Source organism: Pseudomonas sp. GM17 (genome assembly GCF_000282175.2).
Lineage (GTDB): Bacteria > Pseudomonadota > Gammaproteobacteria > Pseudomonadales > Pseudomonadaceae > Aquipseudomonas > Aquipseudomonas chlororaphis.
Genome location: NZ_CP124732.1, coordinates 6,260,004 through 6,282,500, shown reverse-complemented (window position 1 = coordinate 6,282,500; position 22,497 = coordinate 6,260,004). Strand labels below are relative to the sequence as shown.

General features: G+C 62.1%; 19 protein-coding genes, 1 pseudogene and 1 riboswitch. Of the genes and pseudogenes, 12 read left to right on the top strand and 8 right to left on the bottom strand.

Annotated features, from left to right (window positions below):
* Positions 1–162 precede the first annotated feature (162 nt).
* Both PMI20_RS31075 and PMI20_RS31070 read right to left on the bottom strand, forming a co-directional pair.
* On the bottom strand, positions 163–906 hold the full coding sequence (locus PMI20_RS31075; RefSeq protein ID WP_370686835.1) for a methyl-accepting chemotaxis protein: 744 nt from the start codon (positions 904–906) through the stop codon (positions 163–165).
* A gap of 111 nt (positions 907–1,017) precedes the next feature.
* Positions 1,018–1,215: pseudogene (locus PMI20_RS31070) on the bottom strand (HAMP domain-containing protein); the annotation flags it as partial.
* A gap of 1,356 nt (positions 1,216–2,571) precedes the next feature.
* Here PMI20_RS31070 and PMI20_RS28080 point away from each other — a divergent pair.
* Positions 2,572–3,387, top strand: a complete 816-nt coding sequence (locus tag PMI20_RS28080) for a M48 family metallopeptidase (protein WP_007928401.1) — start codon at positions 2,572–2,574, stop codon at positions 3,385–3,387.
* A gap of 126 nt (positions 3,388–3,513) precedes the next feature.
* On the opposite strand, the gene PMI20_RS28075 is transcribed toward PMI20_RS28080, so the two are convergent.
* The 3 genes from PMI20_RS28075 to PMI20_RS28065 all read right to left on the bottom strand — a co-directional run bounded on the left by PMI20_RS28075 (position 3,514) and on the right by PMI20_RS28065 (position 6,359).
* On the bottom strand, positions 3,514–4,098 hold the full coding sequence (locus PMI20_RS28075; protein WP_007928403.1) for a TMEM165/GDT1 family protein: 585 nt from the start codon (positions 4,096–4,098) through the stop codon (positions 3,514–3,516).
* 88 nt (positions 4,099–4,186) lie between these two features.
* Positions 4,187–4,310, bottom strand: a riboswitch (yybP-ykoY riboswitch).
* A gap of 51 nt (positions 4,311–4,361) precedes the next feature.
* Positions 4,362–5,360, bottom strand: a complete 999-nt coding sequence (locus tag PMI20_RS28070; protein ID WP_007928404.1) for a methyltransferase — start codon at positions 5,358–5,360, stop codon at positions 4,362–4,364.
* Between the two features lie 33 nt (positions 5,361–5,393).
* Positions 5,394–6,359, bottom strand: a complete 966-nt coding sequence (locus tag PMI20_RS28065) for a 2-hydroxyacid dehydrogenase (protein ID WP_007928407.1) — start codon at positions 6,357–6,359, stop codon at positions 5,394–5,396.
* An 82-nt stretch (positions 6,360–6,441) separates the two neighbouring features.
* On the opposite strand from PMI20_RS28065, the gene PMI20_RS28060 reads away from it, so the two are divergent.
* From PMI20_RS28060 to PMI20_RS28035, 6 genes are all read left to right on the top strand, one after another.
* Positions 6,442–7,071, top strand: a complete 630-nt coding sequence (locus PMI20_RS28060) for a LysE family translocator (protein WP_007928409.1) — start codon at positions 6,442–6,444, stop codon at positions 7,069–7,071.
* Positions 7,072–7,207: 136 nt separating this feature from the next.
* Complete coding sequence (locus PMI20_RS28055; RefSeq protein WP_007928416.1) at positions 7,208–8,308, top strand: hypothetical protein; 1,101 nt, start codon at positions 7,208–7,210, stop codon at positions 8,306–8,308.
* A 266-nt stretch (positions 8,309–8,574) separates the two neighbouring features.
* A complete protein-coding gene (locus tag PMI20_RS28050) occupies positions 8,575–10,257 on the top strand; it encodes a fatty acid--CoA ligase (protein ID WP_007928417.1) in 1,683 nt (560 codons plus the stop codon).
* A gap of 337 nt (positions 10,258–10,594) precedes the next feature.
* Entirely contained in the window at positions 10,595–12,484 is a 1,890-nt protein-coding gene (locus tag PMI20_RS28045; RefSeq protein ID WP_007928418.1) for a DUF1302 domain-containing protein, read from the top strand.
* A 28-nt stretch (positions 12,485–12,512) separates the two neighbouring features.
* Positions 12,513–13,877 carry a DUF1329 domain-containing protein gene (locus PMI20_RS28040; RefSeq protein ID WP_007928419.1) on the top strand — a complete coding sequence of 455 codons (1,365 nt, stop codon included), beginning with the start codon at positions 12,513–12,515 and terminating at the stop codon, positions 13,875–13,877.
* A 327-nt stretch (positions 13,878–14,204) separates the two neighbouring features.
* The gene (locus PMI20_RS28035; RefSeq protein ID WP_007928420.1) at positions 14,205–16,940 is read left to right on the top strand and encodes a winged helix-turn-helix domain-containing protein; all 2,736 of its coding nucleotides are present in this window, start codon (positions 14,205–14,207) and stop codon (positions 16,938–16,940) included.
* 8 nt (positions 16,941–16,948) lie between these two features.
* Here the strand turns inward: PMI20_RS28035 and PMI20_RS28030 are convergent, their stop codons facing one another.
* Together PMI20_RS28030 and PMI20_RS28025 are read right to left on the bottom strand one after the other, a co-directional pair.
* Positions 16,949–18,289, bottom strand: a complete 1,341-nt coding sequence (locus PMI20_RS28030; RefSeq protein ID WP_007928421.1) for a sensor histidine kinase — start codon at positions 18,287–18,289, stop codon at positions 16,949–16,951.
* Positions 18,274–18,957, bottom strand: coding sequence for a response regulator transcription factor (locus PMI20_RS28025; protein ID WP_007928422.1), 684 nt, complete (start codon positions 18,955–18,957; stop codon positions 18,274–18,276). The genes PMI20_RS28030 and PMI20_RS28025 overlap by 16 nt, the downstream gene beginning before the upstream one ends.
* 134 nt (positions 18,958–19,091) lie before the next feature.
* On the opposite strand from PMI20_RS28025, the gene PMI20_RS28020 reads away from it, so the two are divergent.
* The 5 genes from PMI20_RS28020 (at position 19,092) to PMI20_RS28000 (ending at position 21,770) form a co-directional block, all read left to right on the top strand.
* Complete coding sequence (locus PMI20_RS28020; protein WP_007928423.1) at positions 19,092–19,277, top strand: hypothetical protein; 186 nt, start codon at positions 19,092–19,094, stop codon at positions 19,275–19,277.
* A complete protein-coding gene (locus PMI20_RS28015) occupies positions 19,267–19,512 on the top strand; it encodes a hypothetical protein (protein ID WP_037035256.1) in 246 nt (81 codons plus the stop codon). Before PMI20_RS28020 ends, PMI20_RS28015 begins: the two co-directional genes overlap by 11 nt.
* 148 nt (positions 19,513–19,660) lie before the next feature.
* Positions 19,661–20,161: a methylated-DNA--[protein]-cysteine S-methyltransferase gene (locus PMI20_RS28010; protein WP_007928425.1), complete on the top strand. Its 501-nt coding sequence runs from the start codon at positions 19,661–19,663 to the stop codon at positions 20,159–20,161.
* A 118-nt stretch (positions 20,162–20,279) separates the two neighbouring features.
* Complete coding sequence (locus PMI20_RS28005) at positions 20,280–20,924, top strand: MBL fold metallo-hydrolase (RefSeq protein ID WP_007928426.1); 645 nt, start codon at positions 20,280–20,282, stop codon at positions 20,922–20,924.
* 114 nt (positions 20,925–21,038) lie between these two features.
* Complete coding sequence (locus tag PMI20_RS28000; protein ID WP_007928427.1) at positions 21,039–21,770, top strand: YiaD family glycine zipper/OmpA-like lipoprotein; 732 nt, start codon at positions 21,039–21,041, stop codon at positions 21,768–21,770.
* 181 nt (positions 21,771–21,951) lie between these two features.
* Here the strand turns inward: PMI20_RS28000 and PMI20_RS27995 are convergent, their stop codons facing one another.
* Entirely contained in the window at positions 21,952–22,386 is a 435-nt protein-coding gene (locus tag PMI20_RS27995) for a Z-ring associated ZapG family protein (protein WP_007928428.1), read from the bottom strand.
* Between the last annotated feature and the right edge of the window lie 111 nt (positions 22,387–22,497).

Sequence of the window (22,497 nt, the reverse complement as noted above, 5' to 3'; positions counted from 1 at the left end):
CCCTGAATCGCGTGGCCTGATTCGGCGAGCGCTTCGCACGGAGTGCCGCCCAACTCGATCGCAGCCTGCGGCAGCGGCTACAGAGCCCGTGTCGGGCTCTTGAATCGCGCCGCAATTCCTGTAGCCGCTGGCGAAGGTTGCGCAAGGTCCGCAGGGCCTTTTTTACACCTTGAACTGATTGATCAGGCGCCGCTGCTGCTCGGCCAGTTTGGTCAGGCCGGCGCTGGCCGCGCTGGATTCGTCGGCGCCGCCGGCCACTTCGTTGGCCACCTGGCCGATATTGATCACGTTGCGGTTGATGTCCTCGGCGACCGCACTTTGCTCTTCGGCGGCGCTGGCGATCTGGGTGTTCATGTCATTGATCACCGACACCGCCTGAGTGATGGTTTCCAGGGCTTCGGCCGCTTTCGCCGCGTGCTGCACGCTTTCGTCGGTGCGGTTCTGGCTGTCCTCCATGACCCGCACCACATCGCGGGTGCCTTGCTGCAGTTGCTGGATCATCGACTGGATTTCTTCGGTCGCCTGCTGGGTCTTCTGCGCCAGGTTGCGTACTTCGTCGGCCACCACGGCAAAGCCGCGGCCCTGTTCGCCGGCGCGGGCGGCTTCGATGGCGGCGTTGAGGGCCAGCAGGTTGGTCTGTTCGGCGATACCGCGAATGGCGATCAGGATTGCGTTGATGTTCTCGCTGTCCTTGGCCAGAGTCTGCACGACGCCCACCGCCCGGCCGATTTCCACGGCCAGGGCGCCGATGGCGGTCGAGGTGTCGCGCACGATCCGCATGCCCTGGCTGGCGGCCTGGTCGGCATGGTTGGCGGCTTGCGCGGCCTGGGTCGCGTTGCGGGCCACGTCCTGGGCGGTGGCGGTCATTTCATGCACGGCGGTGGCTACCTGGTCGATCTCGGCCATCTGCTTGTGCACGCCCTGGTTGGTGCGAATGGCGATATCGGCGGTGTGTTCGGAGGAGTCGCTGACGCTCTGCACCGAGGTCACCACCTGGCTGATCATCGCTTGCAGCTTGGCCAGGAAGGTGTTGAAGCCCTTGGCGATCGAGCCCAGTTCGTCGGCGCGGTCGCTGCTCAGGCGGCGGGTCAGGTCGCCTTCGCCCTGGGCGATATCGTCGAGCATGGCCACCATCTGCTTGAGCGGACGGGCGATGCCGTGGCCCACCAGCCAGATCACCAGCAGGCCGAGGCCGGCAATGATCAGGCCGACCATGGCCATGCCGAAGGTGTCGGCCTTGCGTTGTTCGGCCAGGTCGCTCTGCAGTTTCTGCAGGTCGGCCATGACAGCGTCCAGCGGCAGTTGCAGCATCAGGGTCCAGCGGGCGTCGGCCTGGCCAATGCCGAACGGCAGGTACAGCTCGATCCGTCCGTTGGCCTGATCGACGTTGTAGTTCACTTCGCCGCGCTTGAGGTTGCCCAGCTTGGCGACTTCCTCGCTGTCGAGAATGTCGCTGACCTTTTCGCCGAACTTGCTCGGGTCCTTGGTGTAGGCCACCAGTCGGCCATTGCCACCGATCAGGGCCATTTCACCGACGCCGTTATAGAGTTTCCGGTTGGCACCCAGGAGCATGTCCTGGATGAAGTTCACCGACAGGTCGGCACCGACGATGCCCTGGAAGGCCCCGTCGAGCAGGATGGGCTCAATAAAGGAGGCGAGCATGACGATCTTGTCGCCAACCTTGTACGGCGCCGGATCGATCACGCAGGATTTCCGGCTTTCCTTGGAGCACAGGTAGTACTCGCTGGCACGCACGCCAGTGGACAGGACTTTCTGGTCGTCCACGTCCACCAGTTTGTCCAGGCCCAGGCTGCCGTCTTCGTTGCGGAACCACCACGGCAGGAAGCGTCCGTTGCTGGCATCGATACCCATCACCTTGGTGTCGACATAGGCGCTGTCGTTATGGTCGATGGCGTTCTTTTCCCAGCCTATATAGGCACCGAGAATCTTCGGGTTCTGCGCGACGTTTTCCTTGATCAGGTTGATCAGCTGCTCGCGGCTGAGATTGAGCTGTGGATTGCCGTCCGCGCCCTTGCTGCCGATCAGCGCGTTGATCCGCACCAGCCCGCCGGCGATCAGCAGGGGCGCCTCGAGTTCGCGCTGGATCTGGCTGACCTGGGTCTGCGCCAGGCCGACCAGCCGTTGTTCGATGACTTGCTCGAACTGGGCCTGGGTTTGCTGCTGGACCATCTCCTGGGTCCGGGCGCCGGCGAACAGGGCGTACAGCACCAGGGCAACGACCACGCTGAGGACGATGGCACCGGCCAGGGCGGCCACGGAAAACTGGATCGACTTGAATTTCATAAGGGCTCCGGACGCAGGAATGACGTCTGCCCCGTTGTATCGGCAAGGCCCTCGCCGACCATGAGCGAGGATTGGAAAAATGGCTGTTTTGTAGGCTGGCATGTCGCAAATGGACAGCTGCCGGCCGTTGCCAGCGCGGAGGGGGAGGTTCTGTGAATTTTTTCCTACGGTGCCGTATCTGAAAACAGCGTGCTACACGTCCGTTGTATCTGGCGTCGATACACAACTGGGCCTAGGATACGCGCCATGTTTTCAGGGAGCGTTTTCATGAGTAAGAAGCAGGTTTTGGGTGCACTCACCGCTGCGTTGCTGCTGTCGGGTTGCCAGTCGGTCAACACCACCAGCGGTGGCGCTGTTGGGGTCGATCGCAAGCAGTACATGTTCAGCATGCTGTCGACCGATGAGGTCAACCAGTCCTACGCGCAGTCCTATCAACAGACGATCGGCGAGGCGAGCAGCAAGAACGTGCTGGACAAGTCCAGTGCCAATGCCAGGCGCCTCCAGGCGATCGCTAACCGGCTGATTGCCCAGGCCCCGGTGTTCCGCCCGGATTCCGCGCAGTGGAATTGGGAAGTCAACCTGATCAAGAACGATGAGCTCAACGCCAACTGCGGTCCTGGCGGCAAGATCATTTTCTACACTGGGATCATCGACAAGTTGCAACTGACCGACGATGAAATCGCCGCGGTCATGGGGCATGAAATCGCTCACGCCTTGCGCGAGCACGGCCGTGAAGCGATGTCCAAGGCCTACGGTGTCAGCGCACTGAAGCAGATTGCGCTGATCGCCGGCGCGCCGCAGGAAGCGGTCGCCGTGGGCGACAACGGGGTCAACCTGTTGATGACCCTGCCCAACAGTCGCGGCAATGAAAACGAAGCCGATCTGATCGGCCTGGAACTGGCGGCCCGCGCCGGCTACAACCCGAACGCGGCCATTACCCTGTGGAACAAGATGAGCAAGGCTTCGGAAGGCGCGCCACCTGAATTCCTCAGTACTCACCCGGCGTCCGGCAGTCGTATTTCCTCGTTGGAAGCGGCGATTCCGAAGGTGATGCCGTTGTACCAGCAAGCCAAGAGGCCCTGATCGTCTGGCGTGTTGTTGACGACAGGGTCGTGAACAAGCCGGCCCCCTGCAAAAGAAAGCCCCGACTGGTTCGGGGCTTTTTTGTGCTCGCAGGTTTGCCTGGAGGCGTGCCTGCTGATGGTGTGCTTACAACCAGCCGCTGCTCTGCATGGCCTTGTACACCGCGACAATGGCCAGGATGAAGAACGCCGAGGCCGCGAGGCGACGGATCAGGGGCAGGGGCAGTTTCTCCGCCGCGAAGTTGCCGGCCAGTACCACCGGGACGTTGGCGATCAGCATGCCGGCGGTGGTGCCGATGATGACCAGCCACAGTTCCGGGTATTGCGCCGCGAGCATGACGGTGGCGATCTGGGTCTTGTCGCCGATTTCAGCGAGGAAGAACGCGATCAGCGTGGTCAGGAAGGGGCCGAACTTGCGGGCGGTGCTGGCTTCGTCGTCGTCCATCTTGTCCGGCACCAGGGTCCAGAGCGCGGTCGCGGTAAAGCTCGCGGCGAGGATCCAGTGCAAGGTCGCGTCCGAGAAGAAGCTGCCGAACCAGGCACCTACCGCACCGGCTGCCGCATGGTTGGCCAGGGTCGCGGCGACGATGCCGGCGATGATTGGCCAGGGTTTGCGAAAGCGCGCGGCGAGAATGAGGGCAAGCAGTTGCGTCTTGTCGCCGATTTCGGCCAAGGCAACGATCGCAGTGGGAACCAGTAGAGAATCCAGCATCAGGGCATTCCTAAGGGGCGGGTCGACACGGCTATGACACGTACAGCCTTCCCGCCCCGGGTAAGGTGTGCGTGTCATAGGTCTTGTCAAACCCTGCGGTCCGTCTGTGCGGACTCTTGGGTCGCATGCGCCATGATCTGAGGATCAAGTATGTTGACGCATGCCGGGCGAGCGTGGTGCTCGCGGGAGACTACTCCCCTAGGACGGAGCGGATTCTGCCTAGGCAAAATCCATTCGGCAAGCGTTCTTTTGCAAAAAGGTTTTCAGCCGCGCTTGGCGCTGTAGATGCGAAAACCCTGGCCTTCGGCCTTGATCGAACAAGGGCCGAGATGCTCTTCGATCAGCGGTTGATAACGCAGGAAGCTGTTGGCCACCAGCCGAAGTTCGCCACCGGTTTTCAGATGTTTGGCTGCTTTTCGCAGCAGGTTCTCCGTTGCCTGGTAGTCCGTGTGGACCCCGACATGGAACGGCGGATTGGTCAGGATGGTGTTCAAACCCATGGGCGCGGCATCGATGCCGTCACCGGTCAGGACCTCGGCTTCCAGGCCATTGGCGGCCAGGGTCAGGCGACTGCTGGCAGCGGCGAAGGCATCGACATCCAGCAGGGTCACATTGTTATGTGGGTAGCGACGTTTGATCGCCGCGCCCAGAACCCCGGCGCCGCAACCGAAATCCAGCAGGTGGCCGCTGGGCAGTTTGTCCAGGTGTTCCAGCAACAGGGCGCTGCCGCGATCCAGGCGACCATGGCTGAACACCCCCGGCAGGCTGATCACTTTCAGCGGCCCTTCGGCCAACGGCAGTTCATATTCCTGGGCCAGGCTTTCCAGGCTGACGGCTTGTGGCGCGTTGTCTACCGTCACTTGCCACAGCTGGCAGTGCCGCGCGCTGTCGAGCTTGCGCGGTTTGCCGAAGGGGTTGAGCTGCTTGGCCGCGCGTTCGATGCCGCTGCGTTTTTCCCCGACCAGAAACAGCTCGCGCCCGGCCAGGCGCGAGGCGAGGGCGTTGAGCAGGTAGTCGGTCAATTCCTTGGACTTGGGCAGGAACAGCACGGCGTTGGCAAAGGCTTGCTCGGGGGCCGTCACGCCGAAGTGGCTGCGCCCGGCGAAACGCGCATCCAGGGCGGCCTGATCGCCGGCGTGCCAGCACCAGCCATGGGCACCCGGCAGGCGGCCGAGCAGGTCATCGGCGGGCAGGCCGGCCAGCAGCAGCGAGCCTTGAAACAAGTCAGCCTGACGAAGCAGTACTTCACTGCGCGGATCCATAATCTGCTCCTGGGAAAAAAGTGGCGCAGTTTATCAACTGACGACCCGCAGCGCTGTACCGCTGAAAAACGCCTGGGCGTTTTCCGCCAGCTGGCCGACGATGCGCTGCCGGGCTTCGCGGCTGCCCCAGGCGTTGTGTGGGGTCACGATCAGCCGCGGGATGTCATGGGCCAGCAGCGGGTTGCCAGCGGTCGGTGGCTCGACGCTCAACACGTCGGTGGCCGCGCCGCCCAGGTGACCGCTGCGCAGGGCGTCGGCCAGGGCCTGCTCGTCGATCAGGCCGCCACGGGCGGTGTTGACCACAAAGGCCTGGGGCTTGAGCAGGGCCAGCTCCCGGGCGCCGATAAAGTGCCGGGTGTGTTCGTTGAGCGGGCAGTGCAAGGTCAGCGCATCGACTTGTGGCAGCAATTCATCCAGCGGCAGGCGGTCGGCGCGGGCCGGGCGGCCGGGAATCTGCCCCAGCAGCACGCGCATGCCAAAGGCCTCGGCCAGGCGGGCGACGGCGCCACCCAGCTCGCCATGGCCCAGCAGACCCAGGGTCTTGCCTTGCAGTTCGACGATCGGGAAGTCCAGCAGGCAGAACTGCCGGGCCTGCTGCCAGCGACCGTCGCTGACCGCCTGGCGGTAATCGCCGAAGCGGGTGGCGAGGTTAAGCAGCAGCATGAGGGTGTGCTGGGCCACCGATGGTGTGCCGTAGCCCTGGCAGTTGGCGACGGTGATGCCTTGGGCGCGGGCGGCGGCCAGATCGACATTGTTGGTGCCGGTGGCCGCCACCAGGATCAGTTTCAGCTCGGGGCAGGCGGCCAGGGTTTCGGCATTGAGCGGTACTTTGTTGCTGATCGCCACCTGGGCTCCCTGCAGGCGCTCGACCACCTGTTCGGGGCTGGTCCGGTCATGCAGTTGCAGTTCGTCGAAGCTGTGGCGCAGCGCGCTGAGGTCGAGGTCGCCAAGGTCCAGGGAGCTGTGGTCGAGGAAGACGGCGCGGCGATTGTTAGTCATCAACTGTACCTTTTGCACGAGGGTCTGAAGGCGTAATCTGCCGAGCCTAACAGATGAAATAATTAGATACACAGGAGTGTCCATGTACCTCGCCGAGTTCTTGACCGTCGCCCTTATTCACCTGCTTGCAGTGGCCAGCCCGGGCCCGGATTTCGCCGTCGTGGTGCGCGAAAGCGTGACCCACGGTCGCCGCGCCGGCACCTGGACCGCCTTGGGCGTCGGCACCGCGATCTTCCTGCATGTGGGGTATTCGCTGCTGGGTATCGGTCTGATCGTGTCGCAGTCGATCGTGCTGTTCAACGCGCTGAAATGGGCCGCCGCCGCTTACCTGCTGTACATCGGCTACAAGGCCCTGCGCGCGCAGCCGGCCAAGCCCGCTACCGAGAATCTGCACCTGGAAGCTGGCGAGCGCACCGCGCGCGGCGCCTTCACTTCCGGCTTCGTGACCAACGGCCTGAACCCGAAAGCGACGCTGTTTTTCCTGTCGCTGTTCACCGTGGTCATCAATCCGCACACGCCCCTGGCCATCCAGGCCGGTTATGGCGTGTACCTGGCGGTGGCGACGGCTACCTGGTTCTGCCTGGTGGCGCTGCTGTTCAGCCAGCAGAAAGTCCGCGCCGGTTTTGCCCGCATGGGCCACTGGTTCGACCGCACCATGGGCGCGGTGCTGATCGCCATCGGGGTGAAGCTGGCCTTTACCGAGATGCATTGAGGCGGTCTTTCTCGTCCATATTTATCGGATATTTCTGATCATTAATTGGGATTAATCGTACAATCGTCCGCTTTTATGCCACTCCGGCAGGTCGAGCCCCTTGACCGTCCGGAGAGCGCGCGAGACCGGACGCTTGATGACGATACAAAAAGTACCGCAGCAGTTGCTCTATCTGGTTTATGGCGGCAAAGAGGTTTATCGCCATGAAGCGAAATTCAGCATTCTGACGGCCCTCGACCAGAGCAAGAGTACCGAGCCGCTGGTGATTCGGGTCATGACCGACCGTCCCGAGGATTACCGCGGCTGGCCGGTGCAAGTGGTGCCGTTGAGTGAGCAAACGCTGGTCGAGTGGCAGGGTGACCAGGGCTACTACCACCGGCGCAAGGCCTGTGCCTTTGCCGCGGGCCTCGTGCTGGCGGACAAGACCCTGTTTGTCGATACCGACACCTTGTTCGAGGCCGACCCGCAGCGGCTGTTCGATCGCATCGCACCCGGCCAGTATCTGATCGATGAAGACGAGTTTCTCTGGTCTGAGGTCCGTACCCGCCCCGAGTTCGTCAAACTCGACCGCTACCTGCAGGCCAGCGGTCAGTCGGTAGCCGACGACCAGCGTCTGTTCAACAGCGGGGTTTGTGGCCTGACGGCCGGCGATGGTCCGCTGATGCAAGCCTCGATTGCCTTGATTGACGAGTGGAGCGCCCACATCAAGGACCTGCACACACTGGAACAGATCGCCTTGTCATTTGCCTTGCGCGGTCAATCCGTGGGCGAGAGCAAGAGTTGCATCTATCACTACTTCTCCGACAAGGACTTCTTCCACGCCATGCAAGCGCTGTTCTTCCAGCGCCATGGCGAAGCCTTCCGGCCGGAGTTGCTGCGCCTGCAGCGCGAGGTCCCACGGCGTAAACCCTTGCCGTCGTTGTTTCAGCGCTCGCGGATCAAGTTCTACTTGAGGCGGCAGAACAAGGACATGCAAAAAGTCGGACGCGACTTGCTGTATGGCAGCTGCGGCCCGATCTCGCCCTATGTCGAGGCTTGCCGCCATGTCTGGTGGGATCAGGGGCTGCGTCAGATCCAGCGCCGGGGCATGAGCCAGCAGGCGCCGATTCGCGCGCTGGCACGTGGCGAATGGCCGGCCGGGTTGCCCAGGCCGCGTAACCGCGATGTGGAAAAACGTCTGCGCAGCTACCTGCAACAGCATTTGCAACTGCACGGGGCTACACCCGGGGCTAACTGATGGGGCTGTAATGGGGCTGTAATGGGGCCTGGCGCCTTGAGCTGATTCGGGGCGCCGAGCTATTCCCGTGCAGGGTGGTCGAGCAAGCGGCTTGACGCTCACGCATGTACCTTCCCATGGCGAATGTCTGGTCGCGCGAATGCTGGCTTGGAGCTAGCATTCGTACGGCTCTGCAAATCATTCCTTTGGCTGATTTGGCAGAGCCAGCGGCGCTCTAGAGTGAGCGTTCTTCAGCCACGACCGTGCAGTCACGAAAAGGGATGCTTATGTTGCAGACTCGCGTTATTCCGCCAGCCGAAGGCGCCTACCAATACCCGCTATTGATCAAGCGGCTGCTGATGTCTGGCACCCGTTACGAGAAAACCCGTGAAATCGTCTACCGGGACAAGCTGCGTTACAGCTACCCAACCCTGATCGAGCGCGTGGCCAGGCTGGCGAACGTGTTGACGGCTGCCGGGGTCAAGGCCGGGGATACCGTGGCGGTGATGGACTGGGACAGCCATCGCTATCTGGAGTGCATGTTCGCCATCCCGATGATCGGCGCGGTGATCCATACCATCAACGTGCGTCTGTCGCCGGAACAGATCCTGTACACCATGAATCACGCCGAGGACCGCTTCGTGCTGGTCAACAGCGAGTTTGTCGGGCTCTACCAGGCGATCGCCGGGCAACTGAGCACGGTGGAGAAAACCCTGCTGCTGACCGACGGCCCGGACAAGAGCGCCGACCTGCCCAACCTGGTGGGCGAATACGAGCAGCTTCTGGCGGCTGCCAGCACCCAGTACGCCTTCGAGGATTTCGACGAAAACTCGGTGGCCACCACCTTCTACACCACAGGCACCACCGGCAATCCGAAGGGCGTGTACTTCACCCACCGCCAGCTGGTGCTGCACACCATGGGCGTGGCGGTGATCATGGGCAGCATCGACAGCGTGCGCCTGCTGGGCACCAGCGATGTGTACATGCCCATTACCCCGATGTTTCATGTGCATGCCTGGGGTCTGCCTTATGTGGCGACCATGCTCGGCCTCAAGCAGGTCTACCCCGGCCGTTACGACCCGGAACTTCTGGTGGAGCTGTGGCGCAAGGAGAAGGTCACCTTCTCCCATTGCGTGCCGACTATCTTGCAGATGCTGCTCAATGCCAAGGCGGCCCAGGGCACCGATTTCGGCGGCTGGAAGATCGTCATTGGCGGCAGCGCGCTCAACCGTGCGCTGTACGAGGCCTCCAAGGCCAAGGGCATTCAGCTGACGGCGGCCTATGGCATGTCGGAAACCGGGCCGCTGGTGTCCTGCGCCCACCTCAACGAAGAACTGCTGGTGGGCACCGAGGATGAGCGCACTACCTACCGGATCAAGGCCGGCGTGCCCGGACCTCTGGTGGAGGCGGCGATTGTCGATGGCGACGGCAACTTCCTGCCGGCCGATGGCGAGACCCAGGGTGAGCTGGTGCTGCGCGCGCCCTGGTTGACCGAAGGCTATTTCAATGAGCCGCAGAAGGGCGCAGAGCTGTGGGAAGGCGGCTGGCTGCACACCGGCGACGTGGCGACTCTCGACGGCATGGGCGTGATCGATATTCGCGACCGGATCAAGGATGTGATCAAGACCGGAGGCGAGTGGGTATCGTCCCTGGCCCTGGAAGACCTGATCAGCCGTCACCCGGCGGTACGCGAAGTAGCAGTGGTGGGGATCCCCGATCCGCAATGGGGCGAGCGCCCGTTCGCCTTGCTGGTGGTCCGTGAAGGGCATGCGATCGAGGCCAAGGAGCTCAAGGACCATCTCAAGCCGTTTGTCGAACAGGGGCACTTGAGCAAGTGGGCGATTCCCAGCCAGATCGCCCTTGTTACTGAAATTCCCAAGACCAGTGTCGGCAAGCTCGACAAGAAGCGCATCCGCCTCGACATCACCGAATGGCAGGCCAACAACAGCACCTTTCTTTCGACGCTATAAACACCCTCTACCGTGCCCGAAAGGGCACGGTAGAGCCCACCAAGCAAGCGCTTGCCTTGTCAAATCCGAATTTTCAGCCATCCTTGCCGTGCCGGCATTTGCCGGACTGGCGAAAGGACCGTTCCAGAGTGGTTGGGGGCTGCAAATCACACTTTAGAGGGATCAAGCCGTACCACCCGCTGGCTATAGTCCGCCCAAGGATTTTTAAGAACGGGGCAACCGCACAACATGGGGCGATGCAACTTTGAACGACTTCGGGGCTGACTGGGTTCCGCCCGTTCAGAGCGTTTTTAAAAGTGCTCACTGCCATAACAATAAAGCACATGGAGTAGCGTCGATGACATCAGTAAACCAGTTCTGGCGCCGGGCGAAACTGCCTCTGGCCGTCAGTCTCGCCTCTACGCTCGCCGGACCTGCCTTCGGCGTCAGTTTCAACATCGGTGAAATCGAAGGTCAGTTCGACTCTTCTCTATCGCTGGGTGCGAGCTGGTCTACCCAGAGCCCCAACAAGAATCTGATTGGTGTCAACAACGGCGGCCATGGCCTGTCCCAGACCTCCGACGATGGCCACGCTAACTTCAAAAGCGGCGAAACCTTTTCCAAGATCTTCAAGGGCATCCATGACCTTGAACTGAAATACGGCGACACCGGCGTCTTCGTCCGTGGCAAGTACTGGTATGACTTCGAGCTCAAGGACGAAAGCCGCGAGTTCAAGGACATCAGCGACAGCAACCGCAAGGAAGGCGCCAAGTCCTCCGGTGGGCAGATCCTCGACGCCTTCATCTACCACAACTACTCGATCGCCGAGCAGCCGGGTTCCGTGCGCCTGGGCAAGCAAGTGGTGAGCTGGGGTGAAAGTACCTTCATCGGCGGCGGCATCAACTCGATCAACCCGATCGACGTATCGGCTTTCCGCCGTCCTGGCGCGGAGATCAAGGAAGGCCTGATCCCGGTCAACATGTTCTACGTCTCCCAGAGCCTGACCGATAACCTCTCGGCCGAAGCCTTCTATCAGCTGGAGTGGGACCAGACCGTCGTCGACAACTGCGGCACCTTCTTCTCCCAGCCGGACATCATCGCCGACGGTTGCAGCGACAATCTGCGGGTGTTGAACAAGCGCTCGACCATTCCGTCGATTGCCCTGGGGCCACTGGCCGCCGCGGGCGTCGACGTCAATCAGGAAGGCGTGCTGGTGCGTCGTGGCCCGGACCGCGATGCACGGGACAGCGGGCAGTGGGGCGTGTCCTTCAAGTACATGTACGAGCCGCTCGACACCGAGTTCGGCGCGTACTTCATGAACTACCACAGCCGTGCGCCGATCTTCAGCGCTACCGGTGCTCCGCAGTCGGTCTTCGACCGTGTCGCGGCCTTGCCTCCAGCGTTCCGCGCCCTGGGCCCACTGGTGGTGGCGGGCAGCTCCGAGTACTTCGTCGAGTACCCTGAGGACATCCGCCTCTATGGCCTGAGCTTCTCCACCACCTTGCCTACCGGTACCGCATGGAGCGGTGAGATCAGCTATCGCCCGAACGCTCCGGTGCAGCTGAACTCCACCGATATCCTGTTCGCCGGTGTTCGCCCCCTGGGCGGCACCCTGGCCAATGCCTCGCTGCTCGACGGCTCCCCGGGTCAGGACCTGCACGGCTATCGCCGTAAAGAGATCACCCAGCTGCAGACCACCTTCACCCACTTCTTCGATCAGGTCATGGGCGCGAGCCGCTTGACCCTGGTTGGTGAAGTCGGCCTGACCTACGTGGGCGGCTTGGAAAGCACCTCCAAGGTTCGTTACGGCCGCGATCCGGTCTATGGCCCGGGCGAACTGCCTGCCACCGGCAGCCTGGACACCTGCTCGCAGATCCTTAATACCAGCACCATCAACGGCGCGGGTCCAGGCGCGGCGACCAACAATCGCAGCCGCAACTGCAACGACGACGGCTTCACCACCTCGACTTCCTGGGGTTATCGCGGTCGTGCCATCTGGGAATACAACGACGTGTTCGCCGGTGTGAACCTCAAGCCGAACGTGGCCTGGTCCCATGACGTCAGCGGTTACTCGCCTGGCCCTGGCGGCAACTTCGAGGAAGGTCGCAAGGCTATCAGCCTGGGCGTGGATGCCGAGTACCAGAACACCTACACCGCGAGCCTGGCGTACACCAACTTCTTCGACGGCAAGTACACCACCGTGGATGACCGTGACTTCGTGGCCCTCAGTTTCGGCGTGAACTTCTAAGCACTGCATTTTCAGGAAGAACAAGAATATGAAAGTAACCAAGAGTCTGTTGCAGGTCGGTGTCCTCGGGCTGTCGCTGCTGGCGACCGGGGTCATGGCCGCGGTCTCGGCCGATGAAGCGGCCAAGCTGGGTACCTCCCTGACGCCGATGGGCGCGGAAATGGCCGGTAACTCAGCCGGCACCATTCCGGCCTGGAAAGCCTTGCCGACCAACGCCGGCAGTGTGGATGGCAAGGGCTTCCTGTCCAACCCGTACGCCAGCGAGCAGCCGCAGTTCACCATCACCGCGCAGAACGTCGAGCAGTACAAGGACAAGCTGGCGCCAGGGCAGTACGCGATGTTCAAGCGCTACCCGGAAACCTACAAGATGCCGGTCTATCCTTCCCATCGCGGCGCCACGGTGCCTGCCGATGTGTTCGCCGCGATCAAGGAAAACGCCACCAAGACCAACCTGGTCAGCGGCGGCAACGGCCTGGAAAACTTCAAGACCGCCATTCCTTTCCCGATTCCGAAAAGCGGCGTGGAAGTCATCTGGAACCACATCACCCGCTATCGCGGCGGCAGCGTGACCCGCCTGGTGACCCAGGCGACGCCACAGGCCAACGGCTCGTTCAGCCTGGTGTACTTCCAGGACCAGTTCGTGTTCCGCGACAAGATGAAGGACTACGATCCGGCCAACCCGGGCAACATCCTGTTCTACTTCAAGCAGAAAGTGACCGCGCCAGCGCGTCTGGCCGGTGGTGTGCTGCTGGTGCACGAAACCCTCGACCAGGTGAAGGAGCCGCGTTCGGCGTGGGTCTACAACGCTGGCCAGCGTCGTGTGCGTCGCGCTCCGCAAGTGTCGTATGACGGTCCGGGTACCGCCGCCGACGGCCTGCGTACCTCCGACAACCTCGACATGTACAACGGCGCGCCGGACCGCTACGACTGGAAGCTGGAAGGCAAGAAGGAGATGTACATCGCCTCCAACAGCTACAAGCTCGATTCGCCGCAACTGAAGTACGCCGAGATCATCAAGGCCGGCCACATCAACCAGGACCTGGCTCGCTACGAGCTGCGCCGTGTCTGGCACGTGGTCGCGACCCTGAAGGAAGGTCAGCGCCATATCTACGCCAAGCGTGACTTCTACATCGATGAAGACACCTGGCAGGCCGCGGTGATCGACCACTACGACGGTCGTGGCCAGCTGTGGCGCGTGGCCGAGGCGCATGCCGAGAACTATTACGACAAGCAAGTGCCGTGGTACGCCCTGGAAACCCTCTACGACCTGCAGTCCGGCCGTTACCTGGCACTGGGCATGAAGAACGAAGAGAAATCGGCCTACGACTTCGGCTTCACCGCCACCACCAGCGACTTCACTCCGGCGGCCCTGCGCCAGGATGGCGTTCGTTAACCCGCGGTAAATCGAGGCGCATCCTCGATCGACGCCCCGACTGGTTCGGGGCGTTTTTTATTGTCTGCGTTTTTCTACAAGACCCGGGGTGGCCTCTGTAGGAGCGAGCTTGCTCGCGAAAAAACTCCAGACAATGCCACCTCCCGGTAAAACCGCGCTGCTCTTATCGAGAGCAAGCTCGCTCCTACTGGTACGCGGGGAACGCTGAAAAACCCGGTTGTATTCTTTTTCTATCCATCTGTAGCAAAAATCTTCAACAGGGGGCTTTTTACCGCTAGTCTGCCGACATCTGTATTGCCGACAACAGCACTTCAATAAGAGTTGGCCATGACTGATCTGTCCCGTATCCAGGGGCCTGCCGGTGCGGCCATTCCCGCGCCGGAAGGGCGCTTCTACCGACCTCCCTTGCCCGACGGCTACGTACTGCGGCCGCGTCTGTGCGAGCGCTTGAGCGCGGGCCTCAATGGCCGGCTGCTGTTGGTCAGCGCACCGGCCGGTTTTGGCAAGAGTTCGCTGGCGGTGGAGTTCTGCCAAAGCCTGCCGCCGCACTGGCGCAGCCTGTGGCTGGGGCTCAGTCGCCGGGACAGCGATCCGGGACGTTTTCTCGAGCGCCTGCTTGAGGGGCTGCAACAATATTTCGCCCAATTGGGCAACCAATCCCTCGGGCTGCTGAAGATGCGCCAGCGCCACCAGCCCTTCGCCTTCGAAGAGTGGCTGGACGGGCTGCTCGATGAGTTGGCGACCCATCTTTCCAGTGCTTCTCCCTTGTTGCTGGTACTGGACGATTACCACCTGGCCCAGGGGCCGGTGCTCGATCGCTGCTTGCAGTTCTTTCTCAATCATTTGCCCGACGGCTTGCTGGTGCTGGTAACCAGCCGCCAGCGCCCGGACTGGCACCTGGCGCGTCTGCGCCTGTCGCGGCAGTTGCTGGAACTGCATGAGCAGGACTTGCGCCTGACCTACGACGAATCCCTGACCCTGCTCGACCGGCACAGCAGTTCGCTGCGCGGCGAGGCGCTGGAAAGCCTGATCCTGCGCAGCGAAGGCTGGGTGGCGGGGCTGCGTTTCTGGCTGTTGGCGGCCTCGGAGGCGGGCAGTGGCGCAACCTTGCCGCAGTCGCTGAATGGCGGCGAAGGACTGATTCGCGATTATCTGCTGGAAGAAGTCATCGATTGCCTGCCTGCCGAAGTGCAGTCGTTCCTCTACGACACGGCGCCCCAGGAACGTTTCTGCAGCGACCTGTGCGATGCATTGCGCGAGTCCCACGACAGTGCCGAGATCCTGCGTTACCTGTTGGCCCACCAGGTATTCCTGGTGCCGCTGGACGAGCAGGGGCACTGGTACCGTTATCACCACCTGTTCTCCGACCTGCTGCGCACCCGGCCCACCGCCAACGCGATATTACCGCCGGCCAGCCTGCACCTGCGGGCCTGTCGCTGGTTCAACGCCCAGGGGCTGCTGGACGAAGCGGTGGAGCAGGCGTTGCGCGCCGGGCATCTGGACGTGGCGGCGAACCTGGTACAGAACCTGTCCGAGGAACAACTGCTGGCCGAGCAGAACGTCGGCATGCTGCTGCGCTGGAAAATGGACTTGCCCGACAGCCTGCTGATCAGCACCCCGCGGCTGATCGTGCTGTACAGCTGGGCGCTGGGGCTGGCGTGCCAGCTGGACGCCGCCGAGGAGCTGGCCAGCCATTTGAGCCGCTTCCTGCCGGCCCCCTCGGCCACCGCGCAGAAATCCATGCTGGCGCAATGGCTGGCCTTGAGCGGGATCGTCGCCCGGGGACGGGGGAATCGCGAGCTGACCCTGCTGTATTGCACTGAAGCCCTGGAAACCTTGCCCCAGAAACGTTACGGGCAGCGGCTGGTGTGCCTGTCGACCCTGTCCAACCTGGCGATCGCCGATGGCGACCTGTGGCGTGCCCGGGGGCTCAACCGCGAGTCCCTGGAACTGGCGCAGCGGGTCGGCAACCCCTTGTTCGAGGCCCTGGCCCATTACGAGCGGGCCCGGGTGCTGCAAGCCCGCGGCGAGATCCTGCGGGCGCTGGATGAGGTCCGCCAGGGCTTGCAGCGCTTGTATGGCCTGTCGGCGCAACGCCTGTACGCGATACGGGCGCGGCTGACGCTGTACGAAGGTTACCTGATGGCGTTGCGCTGCCAGCCCGAGACCGGACTGGCGCGCCTGCGGGCGGGGCTGGTCGAGGCGCGGGCCTGTCGCGATATCAGCGTGCTGATCGGCCATTGCGTGATCGCCAACCTGGAAGGTCACAACGGTGAATTTGCCAAGGCCTTTGCCGAGCTGGCCGAGGCCGAACGCCTGATGCACATCTGGGACGTACCGCCGATCTACTACCTGGCGATGATCACCCTGGTCAAATGCGAACTCTGGCTGGCCCAGGGCCGCACCGACCTGGCGCAGGCCTGGCTGGCTCGCCTGGGGCAGACCTACACCGGCGACCAGGCCGCCGCCGCGCCGGAATTTCATCCACAGCTGCCGCTGCATATCGAGTTGCAGCAAGCCTTGCTCGACAGCATCCAGGGCGAGCCGGCCCTGGCCGAGCAGCGCCTGGACAAACTGCTGGAGCATGGCCGGCAGACCGGGCGGCAGATGCTCAATGTGATGGCGCTGAATCAGAAGGTCGCGCTGTTGCTGGCCCAGGGGCGCGACCCCGAGGCCCGACAGGCCTTTGCCCAGGCGCTGGAGGCTGCCGTGGGCGGGGCATTGCAGCCCTTCGAATGGGCGGTGCGGGCACATCCGGCCTGGGTTCGCGAGCAACTTCAGCAGGGGGCGGCGACGCCATTGCGCCAGACCTTGCTCGAACGCCTGCCGGCCGCCGTGGCACGTGATTCTCTGGAGCAGCATCACGGCGAAGCCCTCAGCTCCCGCGAGCTGGCGGTGCTGCAACTGATCGCCCAGGGCTGTTCCAACCAGGAAATCAGCGATCAGTTGTTTATCTCGCTGCACACGGTGAAGACCCATGCCAGCCATATCAACAGCAAGCTGGGGGTGGAGCGTCGCACCCAGGCCGTGGCCCGGGCCCAGGAGTTGGGATTACTGGGCTGATTGAGCGCTCAGCTGATCTTGCAGGTATCGTCCTCGGCTCGCTCCTGGGGCGAAGCAGGGGGCTCTGCGGTGTTGAAGTCCAGGGTCACGGTGAAGCGCTGTTGTTCGGTGAGGACCTGGATGTGCCAGCCCAGCCTGGCGCACAACTGGCGCATCAGCTCCAGGCCCAGGCCGTAGCCGAAGTCGCTGGATTCTTCTGACTGGCTGGTATCACGGATACGGTTGACGATGCGCAGTTGCAGCTGTTCGAAGGTGATTTCGATGCTGCCTTCTTCAGCATATTGCAGGGCATTGCGCAGAAAGTTACCAACCACGATTCGGCAGGCGGTCAGGGGCAGGCGACAAGGCTCGTTGCTGATGTCGAGGATCAGTTCGATATCCCGCTTGCCGATCAGGTAGCGATGCTCCTGGATCAATTCGTTGAACAACTCGGCCATGTCGATGGCTTCTTCCGGCAAGGGTTCAACGCGCTCGCGGCTCATCCACAATAGCGTCTCGGCAATGCGCTGCATGTTCAGCACCGAGCGTTCGATACGTTGCAGAGGTGGGGGCAGGGAGCCCCCGGCCTGCAGGGTCAGCAGTTCCAGGTTGGCCTTGAGCACCGCCAGCGGCGTGCGTAACTCATGGCTGGTGTAGCGCAGCAGGCGCCCTTCGCGCTGGCTGGCGGCCTGCACCTGCTGCACGCTCTGGGCCAGGGAGTCGGCCAGGACATTGAACTCCTTGAAACGGAAATTCGGGCGTTGGCTGGACACCTCCTCCGGATCTTTCAGGGTGGTGGACCACTGGGCCAGCCGGCCGAGAGGGCGTACCAGCCACCAGACCAGCAGGGCGATGATGATCAGTGCCGGGATGAATACCGCCAGACTGATGACATTAATGCTGTTCAGTTCGTGATCGAGATAGGCATCCGACAACGGGGTCTCGACCTCGCCACCTTCTTCATGGTCGTGGTCGACATCGAACATGTAGAGGATTTTGCCGTCACCCAGGGGCTGGGCCAGGATCGCTTTGACTTCATCCTGTCCATCGGCGTCCAGTTCACCGAACACCTGCACGGCGCCGAAGGACAGGGTTGGCGGCGTATCCAGTAACTGGCGAATTTTCGGCGGCAGCGCTTCCTTGCCGATAACGCTGCTGAAGAAATAGTTCTGCGGCGGGGCAAGGCTTGGGTCTTTCTTGTAGTGCCTGACGAAATACAGGGCTTCTTCTTCCATCATGGCGCTGGCGGTATAGAGCAGGCCTCGGATGCTATAGCTCGATAGCAGCTGGCTGTAGATCAGCAGCACCACGGCGATCAACAGCAGGAAACTGCCGCTGATCACCCATTTCAGACTCAGCCCTTTACGCATGGGGTCCTCAACTGCACACCGACGCCAGAAATAGTGTGGATCAGCGTTTGGCTGAAATCCTTGTCCACCGCCTTGCGCAAGCGGTGCATGTGCACCTTGAGGGTGTTGCTGTCCGGCGGTTCGTCGCCCCAGACCGTCGCCTCGAGACGTTCGCGCCCCACCGGCTCGGGACTGGCACGCATCAGGCATTCCAGCAGGGTCCAGCAGGTGGGCGACAGGTGCAGTTCCTGTCCGGCGCGACTGACCTTGCGGGTGGACAGGTCCATGGTCAGGTCGGCCACTTGCAGGCGGCTGGCCTGGCCGCTGCGCCGCAGGCTCAGGGCGCGGATCCTGGCTACCAGTTCGGCCAGTTCGAAGGGCTTGACCAGGTAATCGTCGGCGCCCATGGCAAAGCTGGCGAGCTTGTCCGGCAGGGCATCCAGCGAGGTGAGCATCAGGATCGGTGTCTGTTTGCCCTGTTCGCGCAGCTGTTTGCACAGCTGTTGGCCGTCCAGGCGCGGCAGCATGATGTCCAGCAGGATCACATCATAGTGTTGGCTCAGCGCCAGGTTCAGGCCGGTCTGGCCATTACTGGCGTGATCGCAGACGATCCCGCTGATCTCCAGGTATTCGATGACGGTGTTGGCCAGGTCGAGGTTGTCCTCGACCAGCAGCAGGTGGATATGCACGGGAACGTCCCCTTGGACCTGTGTCGCTCAGTGGCCCAGAGGATAACGGAGCCGGCGCGTTTTTTACCGATGTTTACCTGGCGTTAACCCGCCGGGCTCTAGGGTGGCGGCTTTTACACCAAGAGAGCGCCACCATGAACCTGTCTCCCGTCGTCAAAGGCATTCTGCTGGTCTTGATTGTCATCGGCCTGATGGCCTGTGCCTTGTCGCCCGGCACGTCTGTGGCGCGCCTGGGCGGGGGTGGGCCGCTGTCAGGGTTCTTGACCGGGAATGGGGGCGGGCTGGCAGCAGGATCGGGCTCTATTGCCTATGTCTTCTGAAAAGACCTGCGCGGGTTACACCGACCAGTTGGTGTTGTGCCTGTTGCTGATTCTTTGCGTGGCGCTTGCGCTGGGCACCTATATCGTCCGGCTCAATGCGCGTATCGATCAACAGCGTGAGCTGTCGCCGGTGCATCTGCTGGAGTGCGGCAACGGGCGCGGGGCTTTTATCGTCGATCCCCATGGCCGGCGCAGCAGCAGTGACAATTGTTATCTGATCGAAGAGGATGAGTAGCCGATGTAGCGGCCCCAGGAAAATCCGGCACTGAGTTCAAGCGCAAGAAACGTAGTTCTTGCGCTTGAATGTCGGTCTACAGTGCAGGCGTACCGAGATGAAGGCCAGGTCCGGGCCTGATCTCCCTGGAAGATAAAGGAGGCTTGCCATGTCCTGCGTATTCAAATTGATCAACTCGCCCGTCGGTCAACTGACCCTGGTTGCCAGAGGCACGAAGCTCGCCGCGATTCTCTGGGAGAACGAACGCGAAAACCGGGTGCGTCTCGGCCCGTTGCAGCCTGCCGAGGATCATCCGGTCTTGCTGGAAACCGAACGCCAGCTCAAGGAGTACTTTGCCGGCAGCCGCGATCGCTTCGAACTGGAACTGGACTTTGTCGGCACCGAGTTCCAGCGCAAGGTCTGGCAGGCGCTGCTGACCATTCCTTTCGGTGAAACCCGCAGCTACAGCCAGATTGCCGCGCAGGTGGGCAGTCCCAAGGCCGTGCGCGCGGTCGGTGCGGCCAATGGCCGGAACCCGATCTCGATCATCGCGCCTTGCCACCGGGTGATCGGCGCCTCGGGCAGCCTCACCGGTTTTGCCGGCGGCCTGCAGGCCAAGCAGTTTCTGCTGGCGCTGGAAGGCGAGGAAACCCTGCAGTTGGCGTTCTGACTGTGAATGATTGCCGCCCCGGGGGCGTGGGCGGCAGTTGTCGTTGTCTGCATTGCGCGGCAAAGCAGCGGCTGCAAGCTGTGCGAGAATGGCCCATCGATTTCTTCAGGAACATCCCATGGAAGCCGCCAAGCCCACTCTTATTCGCGAAACCTTCCCCGTCGGTCCCTTGCAGTGCAACTGCACGATCATTGGCGATCCTGTTACAAAAAAGGCCATAGTCGTCGACCCGGGTGGCAATCCTGACCTGATCATGGCGCGGCTCGACGCGCTGGGGCTGAAGGTGGTGAGCATCATTCATACCCATGCGCACCTGGATCACTTCCTGGCATCCGGACAGATGAAGGAGAAAACCGGCGCGACCCTGCACCTGCACAAGGAGGATCAGTTCCTCTGGGACAACCTGGAGATGCAGTGCAGCATGTTCGGTGTGCCTTACACGCCGGTGCCGGCACCGGATCGCTGGCTGGCGGACGACGAAGAACTGGCCTGCGGTTGCGGTGTGGCCCTGCATACGCCGGGACATACCCCAGGTTCCATGAGCTTCTGGTTCGCAGAGGCTAAGCTGCTGATTGCCGGCGACACGTTGTTCAAGCGCGGGGTAGGGCGCACGGATCTGTGGGGGGGCGACCAGGCCACCATCGTCCGTTCGATCAAGCAGCGTCTGTACACCCTCGACGAAGACGCGACTGTGGTGGCCGGACATGGTCCGGACACCCGCCTGGGCGATGAAATGCGTGAAAATCCCTTTGTCAGGGCCTGACCTTTGCTGTCAAAAGTTTCACGGAATTTTTGTCATTGGCCGTGTTCAAACGCCTGCAAAGGTCTGTTGCCAACGTCCGCTGCATCACAGAATGAAAAAAGTAGGAGCTTCTCCATGTTCACCTCGCGTCGTTTGATCGTTGTTGCTACCGCTGTGGCCTTGTTGTCCGGCTGTGCTTCGCCTAACCCCTATGACAGTCAGGGGCAGGCCGACGGCTCCACGGGCATGAGCAAAACTGCAAAATACGGTGGCCTGGGTGCCTTGGCCGGTGCGCTGGCCGGTGCCGCCATCGACCACAACAACCGTGGCAAGGGCGCGCTGATCGGCGCCGCGGTAGTCGGTGCTTCCGCCGCCGGCTACGGCTACTACGCCGACCAGCAGGAAAAGAAACTGCGTGCCAGCATGGCCAATACCGGGGTCGAAGTGCAGCGCCAGGGCGATCAGATCAAACTGATCATGCCGGGCAACATCACCTTCGCCACCGATTCGGCGAACATCGCCCCAAGCTTCTATCAACCGCTGAACAACCTGGCCAACTCCCTCAAGGAGTTCAACCAGAACCAGATCGAAATCGTCGGCTACACCGACAGCACCGGCAGCCGCCAGCACAACATGGACCTGTCCCAGCGTCGCGCCCAGAGCGTGGCGACCTACCTGACCTCGCAAGGTGTCAGCGGTGCCAACCTGTCGGCCCGTGGCGCTGGTCCGGATAACCCGATCGCCAGTAACGGCGACGTCAATGGCCGTGCGCAGAACCGTCGAGTGGAAGTGAACCTCAAGGCGATTCCTGGCCAGCAGTATGGTGGTCAGCAGCAACAGCCGGGTACGGTTCAGCAGTATCCGTAACTGATCGTTTGAATGAAGAAATGCCCGATCCTGTGATCGGGCATTTTTGTGTGGCCTTTGCCAGCCTCTTCGCAGGCTTGCCCGCGAAGAGGTCTGATCAGCCGCTATCAAATCACCAGATACAAAAAAGCCCCCGGACAACCGAATTGTCCGGGGGCTTTTTACTGGACGCGAAGCCTGATTACTTCTTCAGGCCATAATGCTCGTCGAGCATGCCAGGCGCATTAGGCGTCTTTGGCGCGTAGTCCCGTGGCGGTTCCTGGTCGCGCGGTGGCGTCAGGCGTTCCCGTGGAGCCTGCACCGAGTCGGAGTGCAGCGCGGCCAGGAGGCGTTGGCGGGTCAACTCGTCCAGGGCCAGGCGGTTGGCGCCCTCGGCGAGGTGGTCCTGCACTTCCTGATAGCTTTGAGTGAGTTTTTTCACCAGGGTGGCGGTGCTGTTGAAGTGGGTGACCACTTCGTTCTGATAGCTGTCAAAACGTTCCTGAATATCATCCAGCTGACGTTGCGTGCGGTTAGGCGCGGCATTCGGCAGCAGGCGAGCGACCAGAAATCCAATGGCGACACCCGCGATCAGGGCAAGAGTCGGCAACAACCAAACTAGGAGCGAGTGTTCCACGAGTCCTTCCTCTATAAACGGCTTTGCTTTACGTTAACGGCTCGAACCTGCGCTGTATACCGCGATTCACTCGCAATAGATTGGCACAGACAATTTGCTAGACGAGTCGAC

Excerpts from the sequence above, each read along its gene's own strand:
- PMI20_RS28050 (WP_007928417.1), top strand. The coding sequence starts at position 8,575 with ATGTTGCAGACTCGCGTTATTCCGCCAGCCGAAGGCGCCTACCAATAC.
- PMI20_RS28015 (WP_037035256.1), top strand. The coding sequence starts at position 19,267 with ATGTCTTCTGAAAAGACCTGCGCGGGTTACACCGACCAGTTGGTGTTG.
- PMI20_RS28045 (WP_007928418.1), top strand. The coding sequence starts at position 10,595 with ATGACATCAGTAAACCAGTTCTGGCGCCGGGCGAAACTGCCTCTGGCC.
- PMI20_RS28065 (WP_007928407.1), bottom strand. The coding sequence starts at position 6,359 with ATGACTAACAATCGCCGCGCCGTCTTCCTCGACCACAGCTCCCTGGAC.
- PMI20_RS28030 (WP_007928421.1), bottom strand. The coding sequence starts at position 18,289 with ATGCGTAAAGGGCTGAGTCTGAAATGGGTGATCAGCGGCAGTTTCCTG.
- PMI20_RS28000 (WP_007928427.1), top strand. The coding sequence starts at position 21,039 with ATGTTCACCTCGCGTCGTTTGATCGTTGTTGCTACCGCTGTGGCCTTG.
- PMI20_RS28070 (WP_007928404.1), bottom strand. The coding sequence starts at position 5,360 with ATGGATCCGCGCAGTGAAGTACTGCTTCGTCAGGCTGACTTGTTTCAA.
- PMI20_RS28005 (WP_007928426.1), top strand. The coding sequence starts at position 20,280 with ATGGAAGCCGCCAAGCCCACTCTTATTCGCGAAACCTTCCCCGTCGGT.
- PMI20_RS28060 (WP_007928409.1), top strand. The coding sequence starts at position 6,442 with ATGTACCTCGCCGAGTTCTTGACCGTCGCCCTTATTCACCTGCTTGCA.
- PMI20_RS31075 (WP_370686835.1), bottom strand. The coding sequence starts at position 906 with ATGGCCGAGATCGACCAGGTAGCCACCGCCGTGCATGAAATGACCGCC.
- PMI20_RS28075 (WP_007928403.1), bottom strand. The coding sequence starts at position 4,098 with ATGCTGGATTCTCTACTGGTTCCCACTGCGATCGTTGCCTTGGCCGAA.
- PMI20_RS28055 (WP_007928416.1), top strand. The coding sequence starts at position 7,208 with ATGACGATACAAAAAGTACCGCAGCAGTTGCTCTATCTGGTTTATGGC.
- PMI20_RS28010 (WP_007928425.1), top strand. The coding sequence starts at position 19,661 with ATGTCCTGCGTATTCAAATTGATCAACTCGCCCGTCGGTCAACTGACC.
- PMI20_RS28040 (WP_007928419.1), top strand. The coding sequence starts at position 12,513 with ATGAAAGTAACCAAGAGTCTGTTGCAGGTCGGTGTCCTCGGGCTGTCG.
- PMI20_RS28035 (WP_007928420.1), top strand. The coding sequence starts at position 14,205 with ATGACTGATCTGTCCCGTATCCAGGGGCCTGCCGGTGCGGCCATTCCC.
- PMI20_RS28080 (WP_007928401.1), top strand. The coding sequence starts at position 2,572 with ATGAGTAAGAAGCAGGTTTTGGGTGCACTCACCGCTGCGTTGCTGCTG.
- PMI20_RS28020 (WP_007928423.1), top strand. The coding sequence starts at position 19,092 with ATGAACCTGTCTCCCGTCGTCAAAGGCATTCTGCTGGTCTTGATTGTC.